At 45.2% G+C, this 19,679-nt stretch carries 19 protein-coding genes and 1 riboswitch; of the genes, 1 reads left to right on the top strand and 18 read right to left on the bottom strand.

Annotated features, from left to right (window positions below):
• Positions 1-75: 75 nt before the first annotated feature.
• The 8 genes from CN378_RS22085 to CN378_RS22045 form a co-directional block, all read right to left on the bottom strand.
• Positions 76-1,152 carry a GerMN domain-containing protein gene (locus tag CN378_RS22085; protein ID WP_098354653.1) on the bottom strand — a complete coding sequence of 359 codons (1,077 nt, stop codon included), beginning with the start codon at positions 1,150-1,152 and terminating at the stop codon, positions 76-78.
• Positions 1,153-1,269: 117 nt separating this feature from the next.
• Entirely contained in the window at positions 1,270-2,070 is an 801-nt protein-coding gene (racE, locus tag CN378_RS22080) for a glutamate racemase (RefSeq protein ID WP_098354652.1), read from the bottom strand.
• Positions 2,071-2,079: 9 nt separating this feature from the next.
• Entirely contained in the window at positions 2,080-2,538 is a 459-nt protein-coding gene (locus CN378_RS22075) for a MarR family winged helix-turn-helix transcriptional regulator (protein WP_098354651.1), read from the bottom strand.
• Between the two features lie 267 nt (positions 2,539-2,805).
• Positions 2,806-3,030, bottom strand: coding sequence for a helix-turn-helix domain-containing protein (locus CN378_RS22070; RefSeq protein WP_032087424.1), 225 nt, complete (start codon positions 3,028-3,030; stop codon positions 2,806-2,808).
• A gap of 145 nt (positions 3,031-3,175) precedes the next feature.
• Complete coding sequence (locus CN378_RS22065; protein ID WP_098354650.1) at positions 3,176-3,646, bottom strand: acyl-CoA thioesterase; 471 nt, start codon at positions 3,644-3,646, stop codon at positions 3,176-3,178.
• 686 nt (positions 3,647-4,332) lie between these two features.
• On the bottom strand, positions 4,333-5,100 hold the full coding sequence (gene sdhB / locus CN378_RS22055; protein ID WP_098354669.1) for a succinate dehydrogenase iron-sulfur subunit: 768 nt from the start codon (positions 5,098-5,100) through the stop codon (positions 4,333-4,335).
• Positions 5,100-6,863 carry a succinate dehydrogenase flavoprotein subunit gene (gene sdhA / locus CN378_RS22050; RefSeq protein ID WP_098354648.1) on the bottom strand — a complete coding sequence of 588 codons (1,764 nt, stop codon included), beginning with the start codon at positions 6,861-6,863 and terminating at the stop codon, positions 5,100-5,102. The genes sdhB and sdhA overlap by 1 nt, the downstream gene beginning before the upstream one ends.
• Before the next feature lie 73 nt (positions 6,864-6,936).
• Positions 6,937-7,545 (bottom strand): succinate dehydrogenase cytochrome b558 subunit, encoded by a 609-nt coding sequence (locus CN378_RS22045; RefSeq protein WP_034757098.1) that lies wholly within the window; start codon positions 7,543-7,545, stop codon positions 6,937-6,939.
• A 352-nt stretch (positions 7,546-7,897) separates the two neighbouring features.
• Here CN378_RS22045 and CN378_RS22040 point away from each other — a divergent pair, with 352 nt between their 5' ends.
• Positions 7,898-8,335, top strand: a complete 438-nt coding sequence (locus CN378_RS22040) for a YslB family protein (protein WP_257141238.1) — start codon at positions 7,898-7,900, stop codon at positions 8,333-8,335.
• 59 nt (positions 8,336-8,394) lie between these two features.
• On the opposite strand, the gene CN378_RS22035 is transcribed toward CN378_RS22040, so the two are convergent.
• The 10 genes from CN378_RS22035 to CN378_RS21990 form a co-directional block, all read right to left on the bottom strand.
• A complete protein-coding gene (locus tag CN378_RS22035; protein WP_098354647.1) occupies positions 8,395-9,633 on the bottom strand; it encodes an aspartate kinase in 1,239 nt (412 codons plus the stop codon).
• Between the two features lie 192 nt (positions 9,634-9,825).
• Positions 9,826-10,004: riboswitch (Lysine riboswitch) on the bottom strand.
• A gap of 64 nt (positions 10,005-10,068) precedes the next feature.
• A complete protein-coding gene (locus tag CN378_RS22030; protein ID WP_098354646.1) occupies positions 10,069-10,320 on the bottom strand; it encodes a hypothetical protein in 252 nt (83 codons plus the stop codon).
• 3 nt (positions 10,321-10,323) lie between these two features.
• Entirely contained in the window at positions 10,324-12,093 is a 1,770-nt protein-coding gene (gene uvrC, locus CN378_RS22025) for an excinuclease ABC subunit UvrC (protein WP_098354645.1), read from the bottom strand.
• On the bottom strand, positions 12,090-13,553 hold the full coding sequence (locus CN378_RS22020; protein WP_098354644.1) for a hypothetical protein: 1,464 nt from the start codon (positions 13,551-13,553) through the stop codon (positions 12,090-12,092). Before CN378_RS22020 ends, uvrC begins: the two co-directional genes overlap by 4 nt.
• A gap of 148 nt (positions 13,554-13,701) precedes the next feature.
• Entirely contained in the window at positions 13,702-14,622 is a 921-nt protein-coding gene (locus tag CN378_RS22015; protein WP_098354643.1) for an FTR1 family iron permease, read from the bottom strand.
• Positions 14,623-14,666: 44 nt separating this feature from the next.
• Positions 14,667-15,416, bottom strand: a complete 750-nt coding sequence (locus tag CN378_RS22010; RefSeq protein WP_098354642.1) for a hypothetical protein — start codon at positions 15,414-15,416, stop codon at positions 14,667-14,669.
• A gap of 118 nt (positions 15,417-15,534) precedes the next feature.
• Entirely contained in the window at positions 15,535-16,302 is a 768-nt protein-coding gene (locus CN378_RS22005; RefSeq protein ID WP_098354641.1) for a glycosyltransferase family 2 protein, read from the bottom strand.
• Positions 16,295-17,755 (bottom strand): alkaline phosphatase family protein, encoded by a 1,461-nt coding sequence (locus CN378_RS22000; RefSeq protein ID WP_098354667.1) that lies wholly within the window; start codon positions 17,753-17,755, stop codon positions 16,295-16,297. Before CN378_RS22000 ends, CN378_RS22005 begins: the two co-directional genes overlap by 8 nt.
• 6 nt (positions 17,756-17,761) lie before the next feature.
• Entirely contained in the window at positions 17,762-18,691 is a 930-nt protein-coding gene (locus CN378_RS21995; RefSeq protein ID WP_098354640.1) for a lysylphosphatidylglycerol synthase transmembrane domain-containing protein, read from the bottom strand.
• Positions 18,675-19,625 carry an NAD-dependent epimerase/dehydratase family protein gene (locus CN378_RS21990; RefSeq protein WP_098354639.1) on the bottom strand — a complete coding sequence of 317 codons (951 nt, stop codon included), beginning with the start codon at positions 19,623-19,625 and terminating at the stop codon, positions 18,675-18,677. The genes CN378_RS21995 and CN378_RS21990 overlap by 17 nt, the downstream gene beginning before the upstream one ends.
• Positions 19,626-19,679: the final 54 nt, after the last annotated feature.

Here is a 19,679-nt window from a genome sequence, read left to right as displayed (position 1 = left end):
CTCAAAAATAGAAGAGGCGGCAATCTGCCAACCTCTTTTCGGTGATTCTATAATAGTATATCAAAAAATCGTGATTTAAAAACTAATTGCATTCACATTTTCCGGCCTTGTCACCGGTTCGGTTACCGTTTCACCGTCTTTAGAAACGGTAGTCGCTTCACCATTAACCAGTACTGAGACCCCTTTGATGCCCTTTTGCTCCGTCAAGGAAAGGACGAGTGAATTAAGCATGTGTTCAGAAACCATTTTTTCTTCCAGGCTTCCATATACCGCTTCGTTAAAGTTCAGCGTGACGGTTCCATCCTCAAGCTTCGGATCATCCAATAGCTTCGCACCCGTAAAGTCACTTGCGAGAGAAGAGGAATACCCGGGTCCTTCGATCAGCTCATTTACCACTGCCTTCACTTCATCCACTGATTTGGAGCTGACGCGTTTAGTCACAGGGACATAATACGTCTTATCATCCGTTTGCGCTACATAGTATACCGTCAGTGGTTTAGTACTCGTAGGATCCACCACTCCGGAAGTATCCACGTTGATCCCGACTTTTCTCGTTAATCCCTTTTCATCGATCGGTGTCCCATTCACAGGCATCTCTGTCAGCGGATACCCGTTTACACGAAGCTCCACGCTCTTAACTGAATCAAACTGGGTCAATGTCCACGTGACGGATTGCAGGATTTTCTGCTCATCTTCAGGCTGATAGTTATTAAATTCCGGGGAAAAATCAGCAATCGCTTTTCCATCTTTAATATCGACCGTCACTTGTGTATCCGCCGGCAATACAGCACGGAAGCCGTTTGGCAGGATATTTTGGACCGGACCGTTCACCACCAGGTATTCAAGTGCCTGTTTGGCCACGCTTTCCTGACTTGGCAGAGGGATGGCCTGGGATACCACATAACCATTTTTATCGATTAAATAAAGTTCCGTCATCACGGTCTCTGCATCCGCTTCTTCCTTGCTGACCTTTTTCTCTGAATCCTCTTTCTTGGCTGTATCGACTTTCTCCCCTTCTTTTAAGTAGGAAAGGTCTTGAGGGGGATCGATTTTCTCCTTATCATCACCGAAACTGAGTAATCCACAACCTGAGAGATACATGGAAGAAGCTAAAACCGTTACCGCTATTGACACCTTTGCTTTTTTCGCCATTGGGAAACCTCCTAAAAGACAGTTTGTACTAACATATATACGAGCCCCGGCTGAAAAATAGACCGAAACTTTTCACAATAAAAACAACAATACAAAAAACCATCCAATTACAAGATCTTACCCTTGTAATTGGATGGTTTCTGCTTTTACTTCACCGACTGTCAGCCAATCAGAGGCAATCTGTGAAAAGATCGCCGAGGAACCTGTGTTGAAAAAGCGGTGCTCCGGCTGGTGGACTCCCCTGTAAAGGAGATTGTAATAATCAAGGATCGTACTGACTTCCCGCGCGGTTTCGTCCCCGGAGCTGATCACACTGACACCGGGCCCCATATAGGCCTGTATCGTCGGTTGTAACAGGGGATAATGGGTACACCCTAAGATCAAGGTATCGATCCCGGAATCTTTAAGGGGATGAAGGGTTTCCCCCACAATATCACTTGCCATGGAACTGTCATACTCACCACTTTCCACTAACGGAACAAACTTCGGACAGGCAAGCGACGTGACGTCCAGGCTTCCGTGGAGGGAATGCAGGGCATCTACATAGGCGCCGCTGTGAATCGTCCCCACGGTTCCGAGGACGCCGATTCTTTTATTATGAGTATGCTTGATCGCAGCCCTCGCCCCGGGGTGAATGACCCCGATCACCGGAATATCCAGATGGGTCTGAATTTCATCGAGGACAACCGCAGTGGCTGTATTGCAGGCGATGATCAGCATTTTGATATCATATTGCATGAGATATTGAGTCATTTCCCATGTGAACGTTTTTACTTCTTGAGCTGATCTGGGTCCGTAGGGACAACGGGCTGTGTCACCTAAATAGTAGATGGTCTCTTTTGGCAGCTGCCGCATCACTTCCCTAGCAACGGTCAGTCCCCCTACCCCAGAATCAATGATGCCGATTGGTTGAATCACATTATTCCCTCATTCTGGTTTAATTTCTTGATGAAGTTTTGCTAAATGATCCTTTAATAATAGCACTTCCTGGTCAGAGAAGTCCCCTAAAGCACTCTGAAGATAATTTTGCCTTTTTTTGATCACTTCTTCAATAATTCTTTCGCCCTCTTTTAACATATGAATGCGCACGACCCGGCGATCATTTTCATCCTTGACCCGTTCGACCAGCTGATTTTTTTCCATCCGGTCCACAAGATCCGTCGTCGTACTGCACGCGAGGTACATCTTATTCGACAGATCCCCGATCGTCATGTCCCCGTACTCGAATAACCACTGAAGCGCAATGAACTGCGGAGGCGTGATCGCATACTGACTTAATATTTCCCTTCCTTTTTGCTTGATGATCGATGATATGTATCGCAGGTCTTTCTCTATATCTGCCACAACTTGTAGATCTCCATTGGATTGGTCTTTAGAATTCGTCATTATTTCTCTCCTTTTATTATCAGAAACTGGACAAGTACTCCCTATGAAAAACCGGAAAGCGTCTGCCTTCCCGCTTTAGCTTCGATTTCGATTATGATTCATTCATCACGAATCACCCTTACTAGCATTTTCGCCTTTTTCAGACAAAAATTCAAGATAAGTTCCTAAATGGATGAGAACTAAAAGAGACTGACTCTCATTCAAACATTAATAGGCATCCGAGGAGAAACCCGTCAATTGTTCGGCATCAGAATCAGTCCCTTACATTTAAAGCTTGAGTTCCCCCATGCGAAGAAGCTCTACAACAGCTTGAGATCGCCCCTTCACTCCAAGCTTTTGCATGGCGTTGGAAATATGATTTCGAACTGTTTTCTCGCTAATAAATAGATCACTAGCTATTTCTTTAGTTGTTTTGTCTTGAACCAACAGTTCGAATACTTCTTTTTCTCTTTTGGTGAGCAACGGTTTGTGTGTAAAATCATTGTCCTTCAATTATGGTAACCCTCCTTGCCTTCGCCAGCTTTAAACCGCGGGGATGGGTATTGTCGGTCGTCAGAATATCATATGTGAAGGTAGGGTATAGAGTGACATAGAGAAGGAGGTTAAATGAAAAATAGGCAGGTATTTCTCTCACTTGCTATACCGGGCTTTTAACCGCCCTTTCGCTGTGAAGCTTCTCCCTCATTTCTTCCGTCCACGGAACACCTTTACCGGTTTGCTTTGAAATTTGCACCATGGTTCCTCTACCTATAAAGCAAATCTCATCTTCTTCATTCAGAGCCATATAATGGATATCCACCGAAGAATGACCGACACGATTCGCCTTCACATAGATCCTCAACGTTTCGTCGAAGAATACTTGCTTTACAAAATCACATTGCAGGTCTGCAACCACAGGAATCGTGTCGTGTTTCGGCTTAACCCAATTTTGCATAAATCCAATGTGTTTTAAATATTCGATCCTCGCTTCTTCAAAATAGGTGAAGGGGACCGTATTGTTCATATGTCCAAACATATCAGTCTCAGAAAACCGGACCTTTATATGGATAGAAAATGAAAATTCTTTTTGCCATGTTTCTATATCTTCAATGTATGTAAAATGTTTCAAATTGGCTCCTCCTTTTATCAAACGAAATGAAATCCGAAAATGAATGACTATTCATTTTTTTATTATACCCTTTTTCTGAAAAATAAGAAACCTATAAGCATAAAATAGAGCCTGCAGGGGCTCTTCCCTTCTTTTTAACGGGTTTACTTTAGAGGTGCAAATATCGTCAAACATATATGAAACGGAGACTGTGTGGATTATTAGTCATTCAGAAAGAAATCTAATCCTTATTCAGGAACCGTTGAGCTTGAAAATAAGCGGAGATTTTCCGGTTAAGAAGGAAGAATAGAGCTTTTTTCGGGATATAAGCGGAAATATTCCGATTAAGGGAAGTAAAATTATCCATTTTCACGTTTTTTATGTAAATAGGCGGAATCTTTCCGTCTATTTAAGATATTTTCAGTTTTATTTTATAAATAGGCGGAATTCCTCCGCTTATTTATAAAACGGACTTTAGGTTCTGTTGAACATGTACAAAAGAAAAAGCTCAGAGATATTTGCATCTCTAAGCCCTTCTCGTTTTCCACGGGGCTGGCGGTGAGCCTCCTCACTTCGGCTGCCGATCCCCGACTTCCTCCCATCGGAAAGGAACGGTCTATTTTTTAAACGACCACTCATCAAATAGACCTTTTGCTTAAACACAAAAAAGCACTCCCCCGAAGGAAAGTGCTTTAAGCTCGAAAAAATCAGTCCACCATATGGTCGCTTCCGAAGAAGTTCTTGAACATTTGGAAGGTGGTTTCTCTGTTCAAAGCTGCGATTGAAGTCGTCAAAGGAATTCCCTTAGGACAAGACTGCACACAGTTTTGAGAGTTACCACAGTTGGCAAGGCCACCGTCTCCCATGATCGATTCAAGACGCTCATCCTGATTCATGGCACCCGTTGGATGCGCATTGAACAAGCGGACTTGAGATAACGGGGCAGGCCCGATGAAATCTGACTTACTATTCACATTCGGACATGCTTCCAAACATACACCACAAGTCATACATTTCGATAATTCATAAGCCCATTGACGCTTCTTCTCAGGCATACGCGGTCCTGGACCAAGATCGTATGTTCCATCAATCGGAATCCATGCTTTTACTTTCTTCAGACTGTCGAACATGCGGCTGCGGTCTACCTGCAGGTCGCGGACAACAGGGAAAGTGCGCATTGGCTCAAGACGGATCGGCTGTTCCAGTTGATCGACCAATGCCGTACAAGATTGTCTCGGCTTTCCGTTGATCACCATTGAACAAGCTCCACATACCTCTTCCAGACAGTTCATATCCCAGTTGATCGGAGTGGTGTGTTCCCCTTTTGCATTGACCGGATTACGACGGATTTCCATCAACGCGGAAATCACGTTCATATTCGGTCTGTAATCAAGTTCGAACTCTTCTTGGAAAGGGGCTGCTTCCGGGCTTTCTTGACGAGTAATGATAAAACGTACTTTTTTATTTTCACTCATCATTTCGTTCCCCCTTTGCTTTTAGAATAGTCACGCTTACGCGGTGCGATAAGTGAAGTATCAACATCCTCGTAATGGAATTCCGGCGAATTGGTCGCAGCGTTGTACTTAGCCATCGTCGTCTTCAGGAATTCTTCATCATTACGTTCAGGGAAGTCAGGCTTGTAATGAGCCCCGCGGCTTTCATTACGATTTAATGCACCGATCGTGATAACACGGGCAAGCTGAAGCATATTCCACAATTGACGTGTGAAAGTCGCCCCCTGGTTGCTCCACTTAGCCGTATCATTGATATTGATGTTTTGGTAACGTTCCATCAGTTCCTGGATCTTTTCATCCGTTTGTTTCAGCTTGTCGTTATGACGTACAACGGTAACATTATCCGTCATCCATTCTCCAAGCTCTTTATGAATGACATATGCATTCTCCGTGCCATTCAGGGACATGATGTTGTTCCACTTTTCTTCTTCCTGTTTCACATAGCGGTCGAATACGGAAGAAGGGACGGATTCAACCGTTTTCTCAAGACCTTCAATATATTTAATGGCATTAGGACCCGCAACCATACCGCCATAGATCGCGGATAGTAGTGAGTTCGCACCCAAGCGGTTTCCTCCGTGCTGAGAGTAGTCACACTCACCAGCCGCGAATAAACCAGGGATATTCGTCATCTGGTCATAATCGACCCATAGTCCACCCATTGAATAGTGAACTGCAGGGAAGATTTTCATTGGTACTTTACGTGGATCATCACCCATGAATTTCTCATAGATTTCAATGATTCCACCAAGCTTGATGTCAAGCTCTTTTGAATCTTTATGGGATAGATCCAGGTAAACCATGTTTTCACCGTTGATACCAAGCTTTTGGTTTACGCACACATCAAAGATTTCACGTGTGGCGATATCACGGGGTACAAGGTTTCCGTATGCTGGATACTTCTCTTCAAGGAAGTACCAAGGCTTACCGTCTTTATACGTCCAGACACGTCCACCTTCACCGCGTGCCGATTCACTCATGAGGCGAAGTTTATCGTCCCCTGGAATGGCTGTCGGGTGAATTTGGATGAACTCACCATTTGCATAGTAAGCACCTTGTTGATAAACGATCGAAGCGGCTGAACCTGTATTGATGACAGAGTTTGTAGACTTTCCGAAGATGATTCCCGGTCCGCCTGATGCCATGATCACGGCATCTGCTGCAAATGATTTGATTTCCATTGTTTGAAGGTTTTGCGCAACGATTCCTCTTGCGACTCCTTCGTCATCAATGACGACTCCAAGGAACTCCCAACCTTCGAACTTGCTTACTAATCCAGCCACTTCATGACGGCGTACCTGCTCGTCAAGGGCGTATAATAATTGCTGACCAGTCGTAGCACCGGCGAAAGCGGTTCTATGATGCTGTGTTCCACCGAAGCGACGGAAATCCAGTAATCCTTCAGGTGTACGATTAAACATAACTCCCATACGATCGAGTAAATGAATAATCCCTGGTGCCGCTTCCGTCATTGCTTTGACAGGCGGTTGATTCGCTAAGAAATCCCCACCATATACTGTATCATCAAAATGTTCCCAAGGAGAATCCCCTTCCCCTTTTGTATTAACGGCTCCGTTAATACCACCTTGTGCACATACTGAGTGAGAACGCTTAACGGGTACCAGTGAGAATAAATCGACTTGCGTTCCTTTTTCTGCTGCTTTAATTGTGGCCATCAGGCCGGCTAAACCGCCACCGACAACGATGATTTTACCTTTACTCATCGTGACTCACTCCTTTTCCTACCATACTTCGAGAGCACTTACTTAATCTATCAGACTCGTATATTGATTCTGCTTATACGAAAGCAAAGATTGCACGCATACCGACAATCGATAACGCTACAAAAATCCCGATCGTAACATATGTAGCAATTAATTGAGAACGAGGTGTAACCGTAAGTCCCCAGCTAACGCAGAATGACCATAATCCGTTTGCAAAGTGGAAAATTGTTGAAAGTACACCAAGCACATAAAATCCCAGCATCAACGGATTGGATAAAATGTTTTCCATCATTTGAAAGTTCACTTCAGCTCCGAAAGCTGCTGCGACCCTTGTTTCCCAAATATGCCATGTGACGAAAATGAATGTGATCACCCCGGAAACACGTTGAAGTAAGAACATCCAGTTACGGAAATAACCAAACTTACTTGCATTATTCTTCGAAGTGAATGCAATGTAAATTCCGTAAATCGCATGGAAATACAATGGAAGGAAGATGATAAAAATTTCAAGGAAATAACGGAAAGGAAGACTTTCCATAAAGTGTGCCGCCTGATTGAAAGATTCTTCCCCACCAGTGGCAAAATGGTTCACGACTAAATGTTGTGTTAAAAATAATCCAACTGGAATAACACCTAGCAATGAATGAAGCCTGCGATAATTAAATTCTCGATTTCCAGCCATGATTTACCCCCCTTAATGATAAAATATGAATTCGTTTTCTAATCAAACTCATAACGTATTAGACGACGATACATATTTTATATTGTAACAATAATGTGACATGTTCATTTTACTCCCAAGGAGTGGAAGCGTCAAGAAAACGTATACATAATTTCGACAATACCGCAAAAATATTTTTAATATATTGATAACAGAAAAGATGAGGTTTTGTCCAATTGAAATGTGCGAAAATTTCGATAAACAATGAATTAATATTATTTCACCAAAATATCCCAAGGTCATTTTTTCACAGTATGGGATGATAATTCCCCTTTTCATGTATATAATAGTTTTATAGAAAGAGGGGATTTACTTGGAACAGAAAAAAGAAGAAGTACATCAGCCGTCCGTTCCAATTTTCGGATATGAAATGTTACGCGACATCTTGATACCAGACATACTGGGAAAGCACACTCCCGATATCCTGTACTGGGGAGGAAAACAGCTTTCACGGAAGTTCCCCCTTCAGTCAACAGAGGAAGTGTCTTCCTTTTTCACTGAGGCCGGATGGGGTACCCTTACACTTCTGGAACAAAAAAGAAACGAGATGACATTTGAGCTGAACGGACCTGTAATCGAACGTCGCCTGTCCCTGAAAACGGATGTGAACTTCAAACTGGAAACCGGCTTTATCGCCGAACAAATTCAGCTTCAAAGAAAATGTGTGGCAGAAGCTGCCGACGAAATACATAAACGGAGTCAATCGGTCAAAGTGGTTGTAAGATGGGACGACAAAGACCTGATAGAGTAGTACACCTCCTAATAAAGGGTTGCCCTTGATATTCAGGGCAACCCTTTTCTATGTTGATCTTACAGCGTGATTTCTTCCATTTTCAGTGCATCGAGGTTAAAGGCAGTATGTAAGACGCGTGCCGCCTTTTGCATATTCTCCCCGTCCACCACCGTAGACACTTTGATTTCAGAGGTGCTGACCATCTTTACGACAATGTCATGCTGTGCCAGTACTTCAAACATTTCCGCTGCTACTCCGGGGTTTGAAATCATCCCGGAACCGACGATCGATACTTTCGCAAGCCCGCTTTCATGCTCGACATGGGTGAAATTCAACTGTTCCTTATTTCGCTCAAGGACAGCAAGGGTTTCTTCAAGATCCTGTTCCTTGATGGAGAAGGATAGATTGGTGGTATTCTGATCTGTCTGGGTCTGAATGATGATGTCTACGTTCAGATGATTTTTAGCTAACGTAGTGAATACGGATGAAAGTCCTGTTAAAGCGTTTTGCAGACCGAATACAGTGACCCGGGTAATGTCATTTTCAAACGCTACTCCTCTTACAATCAAGTTCTGTTCCATGCTTGCTTCCTCCTCAATATACGTTCCTTCCACTCTTTCGATGCTTGATCTCACTTCTAACGGAATCTGATAATTCTTGGCAAATTCGACTGCCCTTGGATGCAGGACCCCTGCCCCGAGATTCGCAAGCTCGAGCATTTCATCATATGAAATCGACGGTAATTTTCTTGCACCTTTTATATATCGCGGATCTGTCGTGTATACCCCGTCTACATCCGTATAAATGTCACACCGTTCAGCTTTGAGGGCTGCCGCAATGGCAACTGCAGTCGTATCCGACCCTCCCCTGCCGAGAGTGGTGATTTCACCTGTTTCAGTCATTCCCTGAAACCCTGCTACGATGACCACTCTTCCTTCCTGAAGGTGAGCTGACATCTTGTCGGTATGAATATTGGTGATCCTGGCATTGCTGTGAACAGATTCCGTCTCGATACCGGCCTGCCAGCCTGTGAATGAAATGGCATCATGGCCCGACTGGATGAGGGCCATCGTCAGTAGTGAAATGGTCACCTGTTCCCCGGTTGAGAGCAGCATATCCATTTCCCTTTTGCTCGGCTGAGAGGTGATCTCCCTTGCAAGACCTACGAGTGTATCTGTCGTTTTCCCCATGGCGGAAACGACGACCACTACATCGTTCCCTCTTTCTTTCTCCTCAATGATCCTTGACGCAACATTTTGAATTCTCTCTACAGAACCCACTGAAGTTCCACCGAATTTCTGAACAATAATACTCACGACTTCTCCCTCTTTCTGAGTGCATATTCGCTACTCTTTTTGATGATGAAGAGTACAATCACAATCATCCCATACATTCATAGAACAGGACCGGTTAAAATGGACCTCTCGCTGATAATAAAAAAAGCAATGAGAATGATATCTCATTGCTTTATGAACATACAGCAGAACATACAAATAGGTTCATCGGCATTGTGAGATAGCTCTCCAAGATTCAATCATCTTGACAATCCTACATTTCTTAAACGTAGAACCAGCGGATATAGCATGAGTCTATAACCACTTCGGCGATTCTCCCCTTTCCAGGCATCTCAATGGAGCTCATACTCCTCTTTACCTGTACTCTTGAAGTTCGCACCTCTATCACCACTTTAAAAAGTGATAATGATATAAATTTTCGTTAATTATAGCACAGAGGAAATATTGATTCAATGGCTAATTGAAACAATATTTCATTTTATTATTCATTCGTGAGCTGGTTTGAATGAGCATGCTGTGGTTGATTTCCGCTGCAGGTGCTCGCTTTCCGCGGGGCTGGCGGTGAGCCTCCGGGGTCTCACCTGTCCAGCTATTCCCGCAGGAGTCGAGCACTTCCGCTCCAATCAACTCTGCTAATTCACAAGCTGCTTCCGAAACAACCGATAAACCAAAATAAAGATCATGAACAATTCTTACTGTACCACGCACCTGCTATTTCAACTTCTCAACCAATTCCTTTGCCACGGCTTCCGGTATGCCGATCTCGACAAATTCTTCTACGGTAGCTTCTTTCATTTTTTTCATGGAACCAAAGTGCTTTAGAAGCTGTTTCTTCCGCTTTGGTCCGATGCCGTCGATGTCGTCGAGGGTGGATTGGAAGGCGCTTTTTCCTCTTAACTGGCGGTGGAAGGTGATGGCAAACCGGTGGACTTCATCCTGGATCCGCTGGAGAAGATAGAATTCCTGGCTGCGTTTTTCAAGTGGGACGATTTGCAGCGGGTTCCCGTAGAGAAGTTCCGATGTCTGATGCTTATCATCTTTCGCCAGGCCTCCGATGGGGATGTCGAGACCGAGTTCATTTTCAATGACGTCCCTCGCCGCTTCAATCTGTCCTTTTCCTCCATCGATCACAATGAGGTCGGGTAATGGAAGACCGTCTTTCAGGACTCTCGTATACCGCCTGCGCACAACCTCACGCATGGAATCGTAATCATCGGGGCCCTTCACGGTTTTGATCTTGTACTTGCGGTATTCTTTTTTCGCAGGTTTCCCGTCTAAGAAGACGATCATCGCCGATACGGGATCCGAACCTTGAATATTGGAGTTATCAAATGCTTCGATCCTGAACGGGGTGTAAATCCCCATATGTTCCCCAAGACGCTCAATCGCCTTGATCGTCCGTTCTTCATCCCTTTCGATAAGGGCGAATTTCTCTCCAAGTGCCTGCTGGGCATTTTTCTCGGCAAGCTTGACTAGCTCTTTCTTCTTCCCGCGCTTCGGCTGGGTCATTTTCACTTCTAAAAGCTTCTCAGCGAGTTCAATATCAATCTGTTCAGGCAAAAAGATTTCCTTCGGTTTAAAGTGGTTGGATTTCGAATAAAACTGACCTAAAAATGTCAGGAACTCATCCTCTGGTTCATTATAAAGGGGAAATAAGGACACATCCCGCTCTATGAGCTTTCCTTGACGGACAAAGAATACCTGTACACACATCCAGCCCTTATCAACGGAATACCCGAACACATCACGGTCGGTGAAATCCGTCATCGTCATTTTCTGCTTTTCCATCGTCGCTTCTATGTGAAGGATCTGATCGCGGAATTCCTTCGCTCTTTCAAATTCCAGGTTTTCAGATGCTTCATTCATTTTCACCGTCAGCTGGTTCTTGATTTCCTTATAGCCGCCATTCAGGAATCGGGATATCTCATCCGTCATTTCCCGGTACGTGTCCCTGCTCACCTCATTAATGCAGGGAGCGAGACACTGTCCAATATGATAGTACAGGCAGGCACGGTCAGGCAGGGTGGAGCATTTACGTAACGGATACAGACGATCGAGGAGCTTTTTCGTTTCATTTGCCGCTCCTACATTCGGGTAAGGGCCGAAATATTTCCCTTTTCCCCTTTGAACCTTGCGGGTGGTGATGAGTCTCGGATGCCGTTCATTCGTTAATTTAATGAAGGGATAGCTTTTATCATCTTTCAACATGACATTGTATTTAGGGTCATATTTTTTGATCAGATTCATTTCAAGCACGAGGGCTTCCAGGTCAGATGACGTCATGATGTATTCGAAGTCTTCAATTTCTCCTACCAGGCGCTGGGTTTTCGCGTCATGGGAACCCGTGAAATAGGAACGGACCCTATTTTTCAACACTTTGGCTTTTCCTACATAAATGATCGTCCCCTGCCTGTCCTTCATTAAATAACATCCCGGTTGGTCTGGAAGCAGCGCCAATTTATTTGAGATATTCTGATTCATCTGTCTTCCTCCTTCCTTGGTTTCTCCCATTTGTATAACGTGAGGTCATGATAGACCGGGTCGATGAGTTCACTGGAATGGAACTGCTTTTCCACTTGAATGAATCCGTCCACCTGGACTCCCTGGTCTTTGAAGCCTTGAACCACTTTATCCGTCACATAGATTTCCCGGTCAGGGTAATATCCGGCGTCGGTGGCAAACACTTCATAGGTTTGAACTTTTTTATGAGCAAAGGGAACGTCAAGATACTCGAGGACTCTTGATTCTTCCCATGTATATACGACAAGGGGCCGGTCTGCCCCCTCTAAATAATCGGCCATCTGATAGACAGCCGGAATATCCGATGCATGTTTATATAATAACGTACTTGTATGATAAAACTGAAGCAGAAGGACCGCGGTGAGCAGGATGGAAACAGCACGGGAATGCCTTTGTGAAAACAGCTTTCCCGCTATCAGGAACAAAGCCATGCCGATCAAAGGCAGGGCATGACGGGGTTTCATCACATTCTGGGCGAACAAAGCCCAAAGAAAGTAACTGCCCATCAGCAGCAAGATCAGTCTTGTCATATCATGATTCCCTACCGGTGACCTCCTTAACAGGAACCCACAGACGATGAGTAGAACGAGAAGAAAAATGGATTCAGCAGCTCCTCCCACCCAGATGGTGTTTAAGAAGATCAGCCTCCACACCCTGTCCAGCAGGCTGAGGTCCGCTGCCCCGATCGCACCGCCCCATTCTTGAAAATGACCATTGGTGAAGGATAGGGCCAGTCGCAGAAAACTTCCATATCCCCCTTCTGAGATGCTGATCCCCGAAATCCAGAGAAGCTGGAAGAGAATGGCAACCAGAAGATACAGGGGTATTTCCATTGATTTCATTACTCCATCCTTCCACTTCCTGTACAGCACCAAAAGGATGCCGAGCCCAAGGACCAGATAGGATAACCGGATCCCGAGAAGCAGGCTGAAGAGGAAGAGGGGCAGGATAAGGTATCCGTTATGGGATCTTTCATGGGCTGCCACCAGACTCCATATGTACCACCACATCACCCCGATGGCAGCCCCTTCGGACATCGGCTGATTCACCATCAGGACCGTAAAGCTGCTTGTATAAATCAACGCAGTCGCCACCACAGCATAAGACGGCACGACCATCCTTTTCACTAACAGAAAAAGCGGGACGACAGCACTTGCATACGTGATGATATTAAAAAGGGTCAGGGCTTGAACGGGGTCCCCTATCATCAGATGCAGGGCTTTGCCCCCCAGGATAAAATAAGGATATCCGGGAAAATGCGGCTGCATCTGATACATATCAAAATGAAGGACACCAAGGGCAAAATCCACCATGTCCCACGTAGCCGCATAGGGTGGCACCCAGACGACCTGAAGAACAAATGCAGCAATCACAGCCAACGCCCCGACCACATTCGGCCAGCTTATATACTTCCCAACCATCTCAACTCTCACCAGCTTCCTCTGTATACCTGCAGGATAACGATCCAATCAGTAAAAAAAGCACCAAACATACATTCCTCTAAAGAGTGTACACCTTTCGAAATAGGTGTTCAATCTTTAAGGCAATGAAGTTTGGTACTTCATATCATTACTTCGCCTGCGGGCTTAAATCCTTCACTCCCGCCTTTACCTCTTCCTTTGCTTTCACCGTCTTGGGCTTTGACGAAGTGAGGAAGTAAATCGCTACGAAATAGCCGATATATGCAATCACTTCCTCGATGGAAGGCATGGAAGAATATCCGAATAGTGCTTTAAGAAAAATGCCGACATCCCCTGATAACAACGGAGCCGTCCCTGTATCACGGAGGAAATGGGCATAATCGATCGGATGTTCAGGCAGGAACCATGTAAGGTCGTAAAGATGTGGAATCACACTGCCGATCATCCCGATATCCTGCATCATGGAGATCGCCTGGACGAGCAGCCCTGCAGAAATCATGATTATGAATGCCCCTGTCACTTTAAAGAAGCTCTTCAATGAGATCTTCATGGTGCCTTTAAAGAAGAAGTACGCGACTACACAACCGATGACCACGCCGGTAATCGCTCCCCAGCCCTGCATGGCCGCTCCGATATCCCCACCTGTAATGGCAGCGAAAAAGAAGACGGTCTCCACACCTTCACGAAGAACGACCAGGAACGAGTGGATCACCATCCCGACGATGTTTCCCGTCGAGATGAAATGATTCATCTTCCCTTCCATGTTCCCCTTGAGGTCACGGCTGTGCTTCGCCATCCAAAAGACCATCTGGGTCAGGAGGATGGAGGAGACCAGCATGATGCCGATCTTCAAGTACATCTCACTTCCCATGGCGGCAAAACCGGTAAACACGACCTGAAAGAGCATCGCGACTCCGACACTGGCCAAAATCGCCAACCCTGCCCCCAGCCACACATATTTTGTGAAATGGCCATGATTCATTTTCTTCAGATAAGTGGTGATGATCCCGATGATCAATAACGCTTCCAGAACTTCACGGAAGGTGATCAGCAATGCTTGTAATTCCACCGTAGTTCCCCCTTACTTGCTTAAAGACTATTTCTATCGTGACGTTATCTTCGTTTTCTTACGGCATAGACGATCGCAGCGGCAAGGACCACTACAATGACGACAATCGGCACCCAGTTCTTCAGATTGGAAATATCCGTCCATTCCTGTTTTTGACTTGCCTCTTCTGTGGCACTTTCAGCGAAGTGTCCCACTTCAAGGCTTTTGATATTGAATTCTTTTTGAAGCGAATCCATTATAAACGTTTTACTTTGTTTAAACGCATCCTGGTCGGATTCCTTGGTCCCTACACCGAATAACCCGGGATTCCCTAAAGATTCCAGCGCTTGATCGAATTCTGTCCGTATTTTCTGATCCAATTCAGGGTTTTTCCCTTCGACCTTCGGAGACAGCGTTTTATATGTAGCAAATCCTTTTGCGAGTAATCGCTTACTCGTATCATATTCCGAGAAGTTTTTATCAATGCCCTCAAGTCTCCTGGCGATATTAAGGACGAGCAGTTCATCTAAATTTTCGATTGCCTGTTCTTTTTCTTTATTTTCGAGATTCTCAAGAATGACCTTTGAGGGTTCTTCCCCCATATGCTGATCCACTTCTTCTCGAACCGTTTCATAAATCTTTTTAGACTCTGAATAATTCGGAGGGTCTTCATCAAGCTTGATCATGATTTCTTTATAAGCTTCAGCTATTTTCTCCTCACTGGGATCTCCGTATGAATAAGCGGATGCCTGTGAAGACAGCATCATATTGATAAATACAAACACAAGTACACTGGTTATGAACGTTTTTTTCATGTATGGTTCCCTCCTGCTTTCAATGATAATGATTATCATTCGTATTGTCAATAAAAAATAAGCACTCATTTTACAAATGAAAGTGCTTATTTTTCGTTTATCATAAGGTTTTTATGCTCTATTTGGCAAAATGGTTCGTTCCTTCTTCAGAAGGGATGTAATGGGCCTGCTCTTCCACATATACTTTCTCCACCGGTTTCTGCATCTCTTTCAGGATCGCCGGAAGAACAGAGGACATGTATGATTTAAACTTAATGAAGGAGCGGCCCGTCGTGCGAACATAATACAAAATCGGGATTTCCTTTACCCTGAAGCCTTTACGGACCAGGTTCAAGGTCAACACTTGTGCGTAATTGTAATCATGGATGATTTCTGCATGCTCCATTGCCTGTTTCGAGAAGGCCCTCATCCCGGACTGACCGTCGTAAATCCACTTTCTGAGAAGCAGGCATTGAAGGGCCGTGAAACAGTAATTCCCCAACCGGCGGTGGAGCTTCATGCCATTGATGGTACCCAGGAATCTCGAGCCCATCGTATAGTCCGCTTCCCCTTTGAAAATCGGCTGTAATAAATCCGGGATCTGTTCCGGGGGATACTCTCCATCCGCATCGATCATAACCCCGATATCGGCACCGAGTTCAACGGATGCGCGCAGACCTTCCCTCACTGCAGCACCCAGTCCCTGGTTACGGTTGAAGGTAATGATGTGATCGGCCCCTGCCTTTTTGGCCACCTCAACCGTTCGATCACTAGAACCATCATTGATGACCAGTACTTCCACTTCAACGGAAGGATGGAAAGAACGGGGCACCCGGCCGATTACCTCACCGATCGACTCTTCTTCATTGTGGGCAGGCATGAACACAATGACTTTCTGTTTATTCATGTTGCTTCCAACTCTCCTTTAACGCTTCGTTTAGTACAGGTCCCCGGCTGTGACTCGGATAAGGCGCCCCCAATAAATAGGCGATGGTCGGAGCCATGGAGACTAGACTTCTTTTCTCCTGGATCTTTTCTCCCTTCTTGATCCCGGGACCCACCATAAAGAAAGGAACGAATCGTTCTCCTTCATCAAGATGACCATGTCCGCCGATTCCATCCGCCTGTCCATGATCCGCGCAGATCATGAGGGTGGTGTTCTCCATTTTCCCTTCAGATTCCAGCCACTCTACGTACTCTTGTATTAAACGATCTGCTTCTTCGATTTTTTCAATGTATTCATCATATAAGACGCCCCGGCTGTGTCCGATTTGATCTGTCCCGATCAATTGGACGATGAAGAGATCCGGGTCCTGTTCTTCCATGATTTTTTTTGCTTTATTGATAATATTTCGATCTGCTTTGTCTTTATGCATCACGGCCGTCACTGTTTCAACGTCTTTACCGAAGGAATCCACCAGATGGGCGATCCCCAGCATCTTCCCTTTTTTCCCTACTTTACGTAAAGAATCAAAGATGCTCTCCACCTTGATCCCGAGCTTCCAGACCATATTGGACTTCATTCCGTGCTCTTTCGGGTAGGTCCCGGTGAACATGGAAGAGAAGCAGACAACGGTTCTAGCAGGATAAACGGTTTCCATATTCAAATACTCGGTCCCCCGCTCCATCAGTCCGTCCAGAAACGGGGTATTCGCTTCATAGAAACGCTCTTTTCTCATCCCGTCGATCACAATCACCATCACTTTTTCATTCTGTGCCTCCTCGTGGGCCGGTTCACCGGTTGTAAAGGAGTCGTACTGATTTGGCTTCCAGTCAAACAAGAAATGATGAAGGATGAATGCTAATGCGAATACACCCCCGCAGAAAATGAAATATTGAGTCGTCGGGAGCAGTTCGCCTGTTGCCAGATTCGTCATCATCCCATCCCACACCGCTAGCAGCAGCAGGAATTTCGGAAGCTGCTCCTGGGCATTTCCGCTCGTTGAGTCACTGTTCTTCAATACCAGCTTCCAGAAACGGGTGAAATTCAGCCAGTCCGTCCCGATCCGGAGATGATAATAAAACGTTCCCCAGAAAAAGACGGTAAAAAAGAAATAGAGACCGATCCCCAATCCCCATAGAGCAAGATTCGGCGGTTCAAAGAGAAGCAGGAACCCGATGACCGGGATCCACAAATAGTTTCGCAAGAACAACGGAAAATCATAATAAAAATATAAAATAAATAGAGGAAGTGTAAACAGCAAGCTTATGAGGAACGAAAACCATTCCCCATGCAGCAGCCCCTGAAAATGAAAGATCGTCATGGTCCCTATGACAAAAATAGGGGTGAACGGCTTTCCTTCATTCAGCAGATTCCAGCATCTGGCCGCCGTTTTCTCAAATTTTGATGCGCTCTTCAATTTCATTCATCCTTTCATCCTCACCCATTGTTTCACACGACTGATGGAAACAGGCGATACGGCGATTACGATTCCTCCTGCTATAAAGGAGAAGATAAACTTCAAGCCATGACTCAAAATAGCCATGGAAAACCCTTTTTCAAGGGGGATACCGGCGGAGAGCAAAGTATAACTCATAACCGATTCATAAGTCCCCAGTCCTCCGGGGGCAAATTGAAATAATTGACCGATGATCGTCACACTATTGACCCAAATCGACGCTCCCATCGATAACGGCTCAAGCAAGATCAGGGCGACTCCAAAAAGGATCGCCCCCTCAAGCACCCAGCTCGAGAGGATCAGGCTGATGACCAGGAACCCCCTGCTCCCTGACAAGGCATGCTTCAGCATCGCCATCTGTCTGGTGAGAAAACCTGCAGACACGTACCTCAGCAATAGTCCCCCCGCCAATACGGCACATAAGAACAAGCCGATCGTGAACAGACCGGGCAGCTTCAGTGCAAACGGGAAAAAGAACAGTCCGATCCCGGCCAGGAGCATGAGCGATAGCGTGTCCATCACCCTTAAAATAAACACGGAATGAAACGATCGTTCCACACTGATATGCTTTTCACGCTGATTCATGACCATGACCCGAAGCCCGTCCCCCACTTTTAAAGGAAGTAGGTGATTAAACAGCAAGCTGTAAAATAAGCCGATCAAACAGCTTGTTAACCTCACATTGTCATTCAGATATAGTTTCCATGCGATCCCTTTCAGGAAGAACGAGACAAAATAGATTCCGAGTACCAATAATAGAATGACAGGGTGTGCAAGCATCTGCTGTACGGTTTTCATCATATAGTCTTTGTCGAAATAATAATAGAGTAAGATGAAAAACAAAACCAATAAAAGGATTCTCACGCCATTTTTGGCGAGTTTATATGATTTGTTCATGCTCTTTCATCCACTGAACCGTTCTTTTCATTCCTTCTTCAAAGGAGACGGAAGGAGAATAGCCGAGAACCTCTTTCGCTTTCGTGATATCCGCACAAGTTGAAGTGACATCCCCGACTCTCCTGTCGGTGACAAATGCCTCCAGGGACGGAAAGTGCCTTCCCAGTTCATGTATCAGGCTTTCCATTGAAATGGGCGTACCGTTTCCAAGATTGAATGTTCCTGACTCTTCACTTCGGATCGCCCTGTATGTCCCATCCACAATATCATCTATGTACGTATAATCCCTCTTGTTTTCCAGTCCATAGATGGGAAGTTCCTGACCCTCCATGAGCTTCCTTATAAAAGAATAAATCGCCATGTCCGGTCTTCCCCATGGTCCGTACACGGTAAAGAAACGAAGGATCGTCATCTCCAGACCATAAATGGACGCGTAGGCTTTACAAAACGATTCGGCACTGTACTTCGCCGCTGCATACGGCGATACCACCGCACCCGTGGCATCCTCTTCTCTGGACGGGGTGTTGTCTGTATTGCCGTACACAGAGGAGGAAGAAGCAAAGACAAATTTCCTGACGCCGCTCTCCCCTGCCATCCTGAGCGTATTGATCGTCGCTTTGATGTCATAATCGACATATTCATTCGGGACATGCAAAGAATGGGAAACGCCGGGAATCGCAGCCAAATGGACCACACAGTCCGCTTTGAATTGCTGGAACACTTCCTGTAATTCTCCTTCATCCTCTAATAAATCCTTATGAAGGAAAGAGACCGGTCCCTTTTCCTGTACAGAGGATAACTGTCTCCTTTTCCTTTCAGGGGAGTAATAGGGATGAAAACTGTCTATGATCATAAGCTCGTGCTTCTCTTCAATGAGCTTCTTTGATAAATGCGATCCAATGAAGCCGGCACCGCCTGTAACGATAATCTTCAATTCTTACACCTCAAACCATTCCGAATTCATCATTTCTATATTGTACCTTACCTT

Source organism: Bacillus sp. AFS015802 (assembly GCF_002561455.1).
Classification (GTDB): Bacteria; Bacillota; Bacilli; order Bacillales; family Bacillaceae_B; genus Rossellomorea.
The sequence above is the reverse complement of the archived record's forward strand: the minus strand, read 5'-3'. Positions and strand labels throughout refer to the sequence as shown.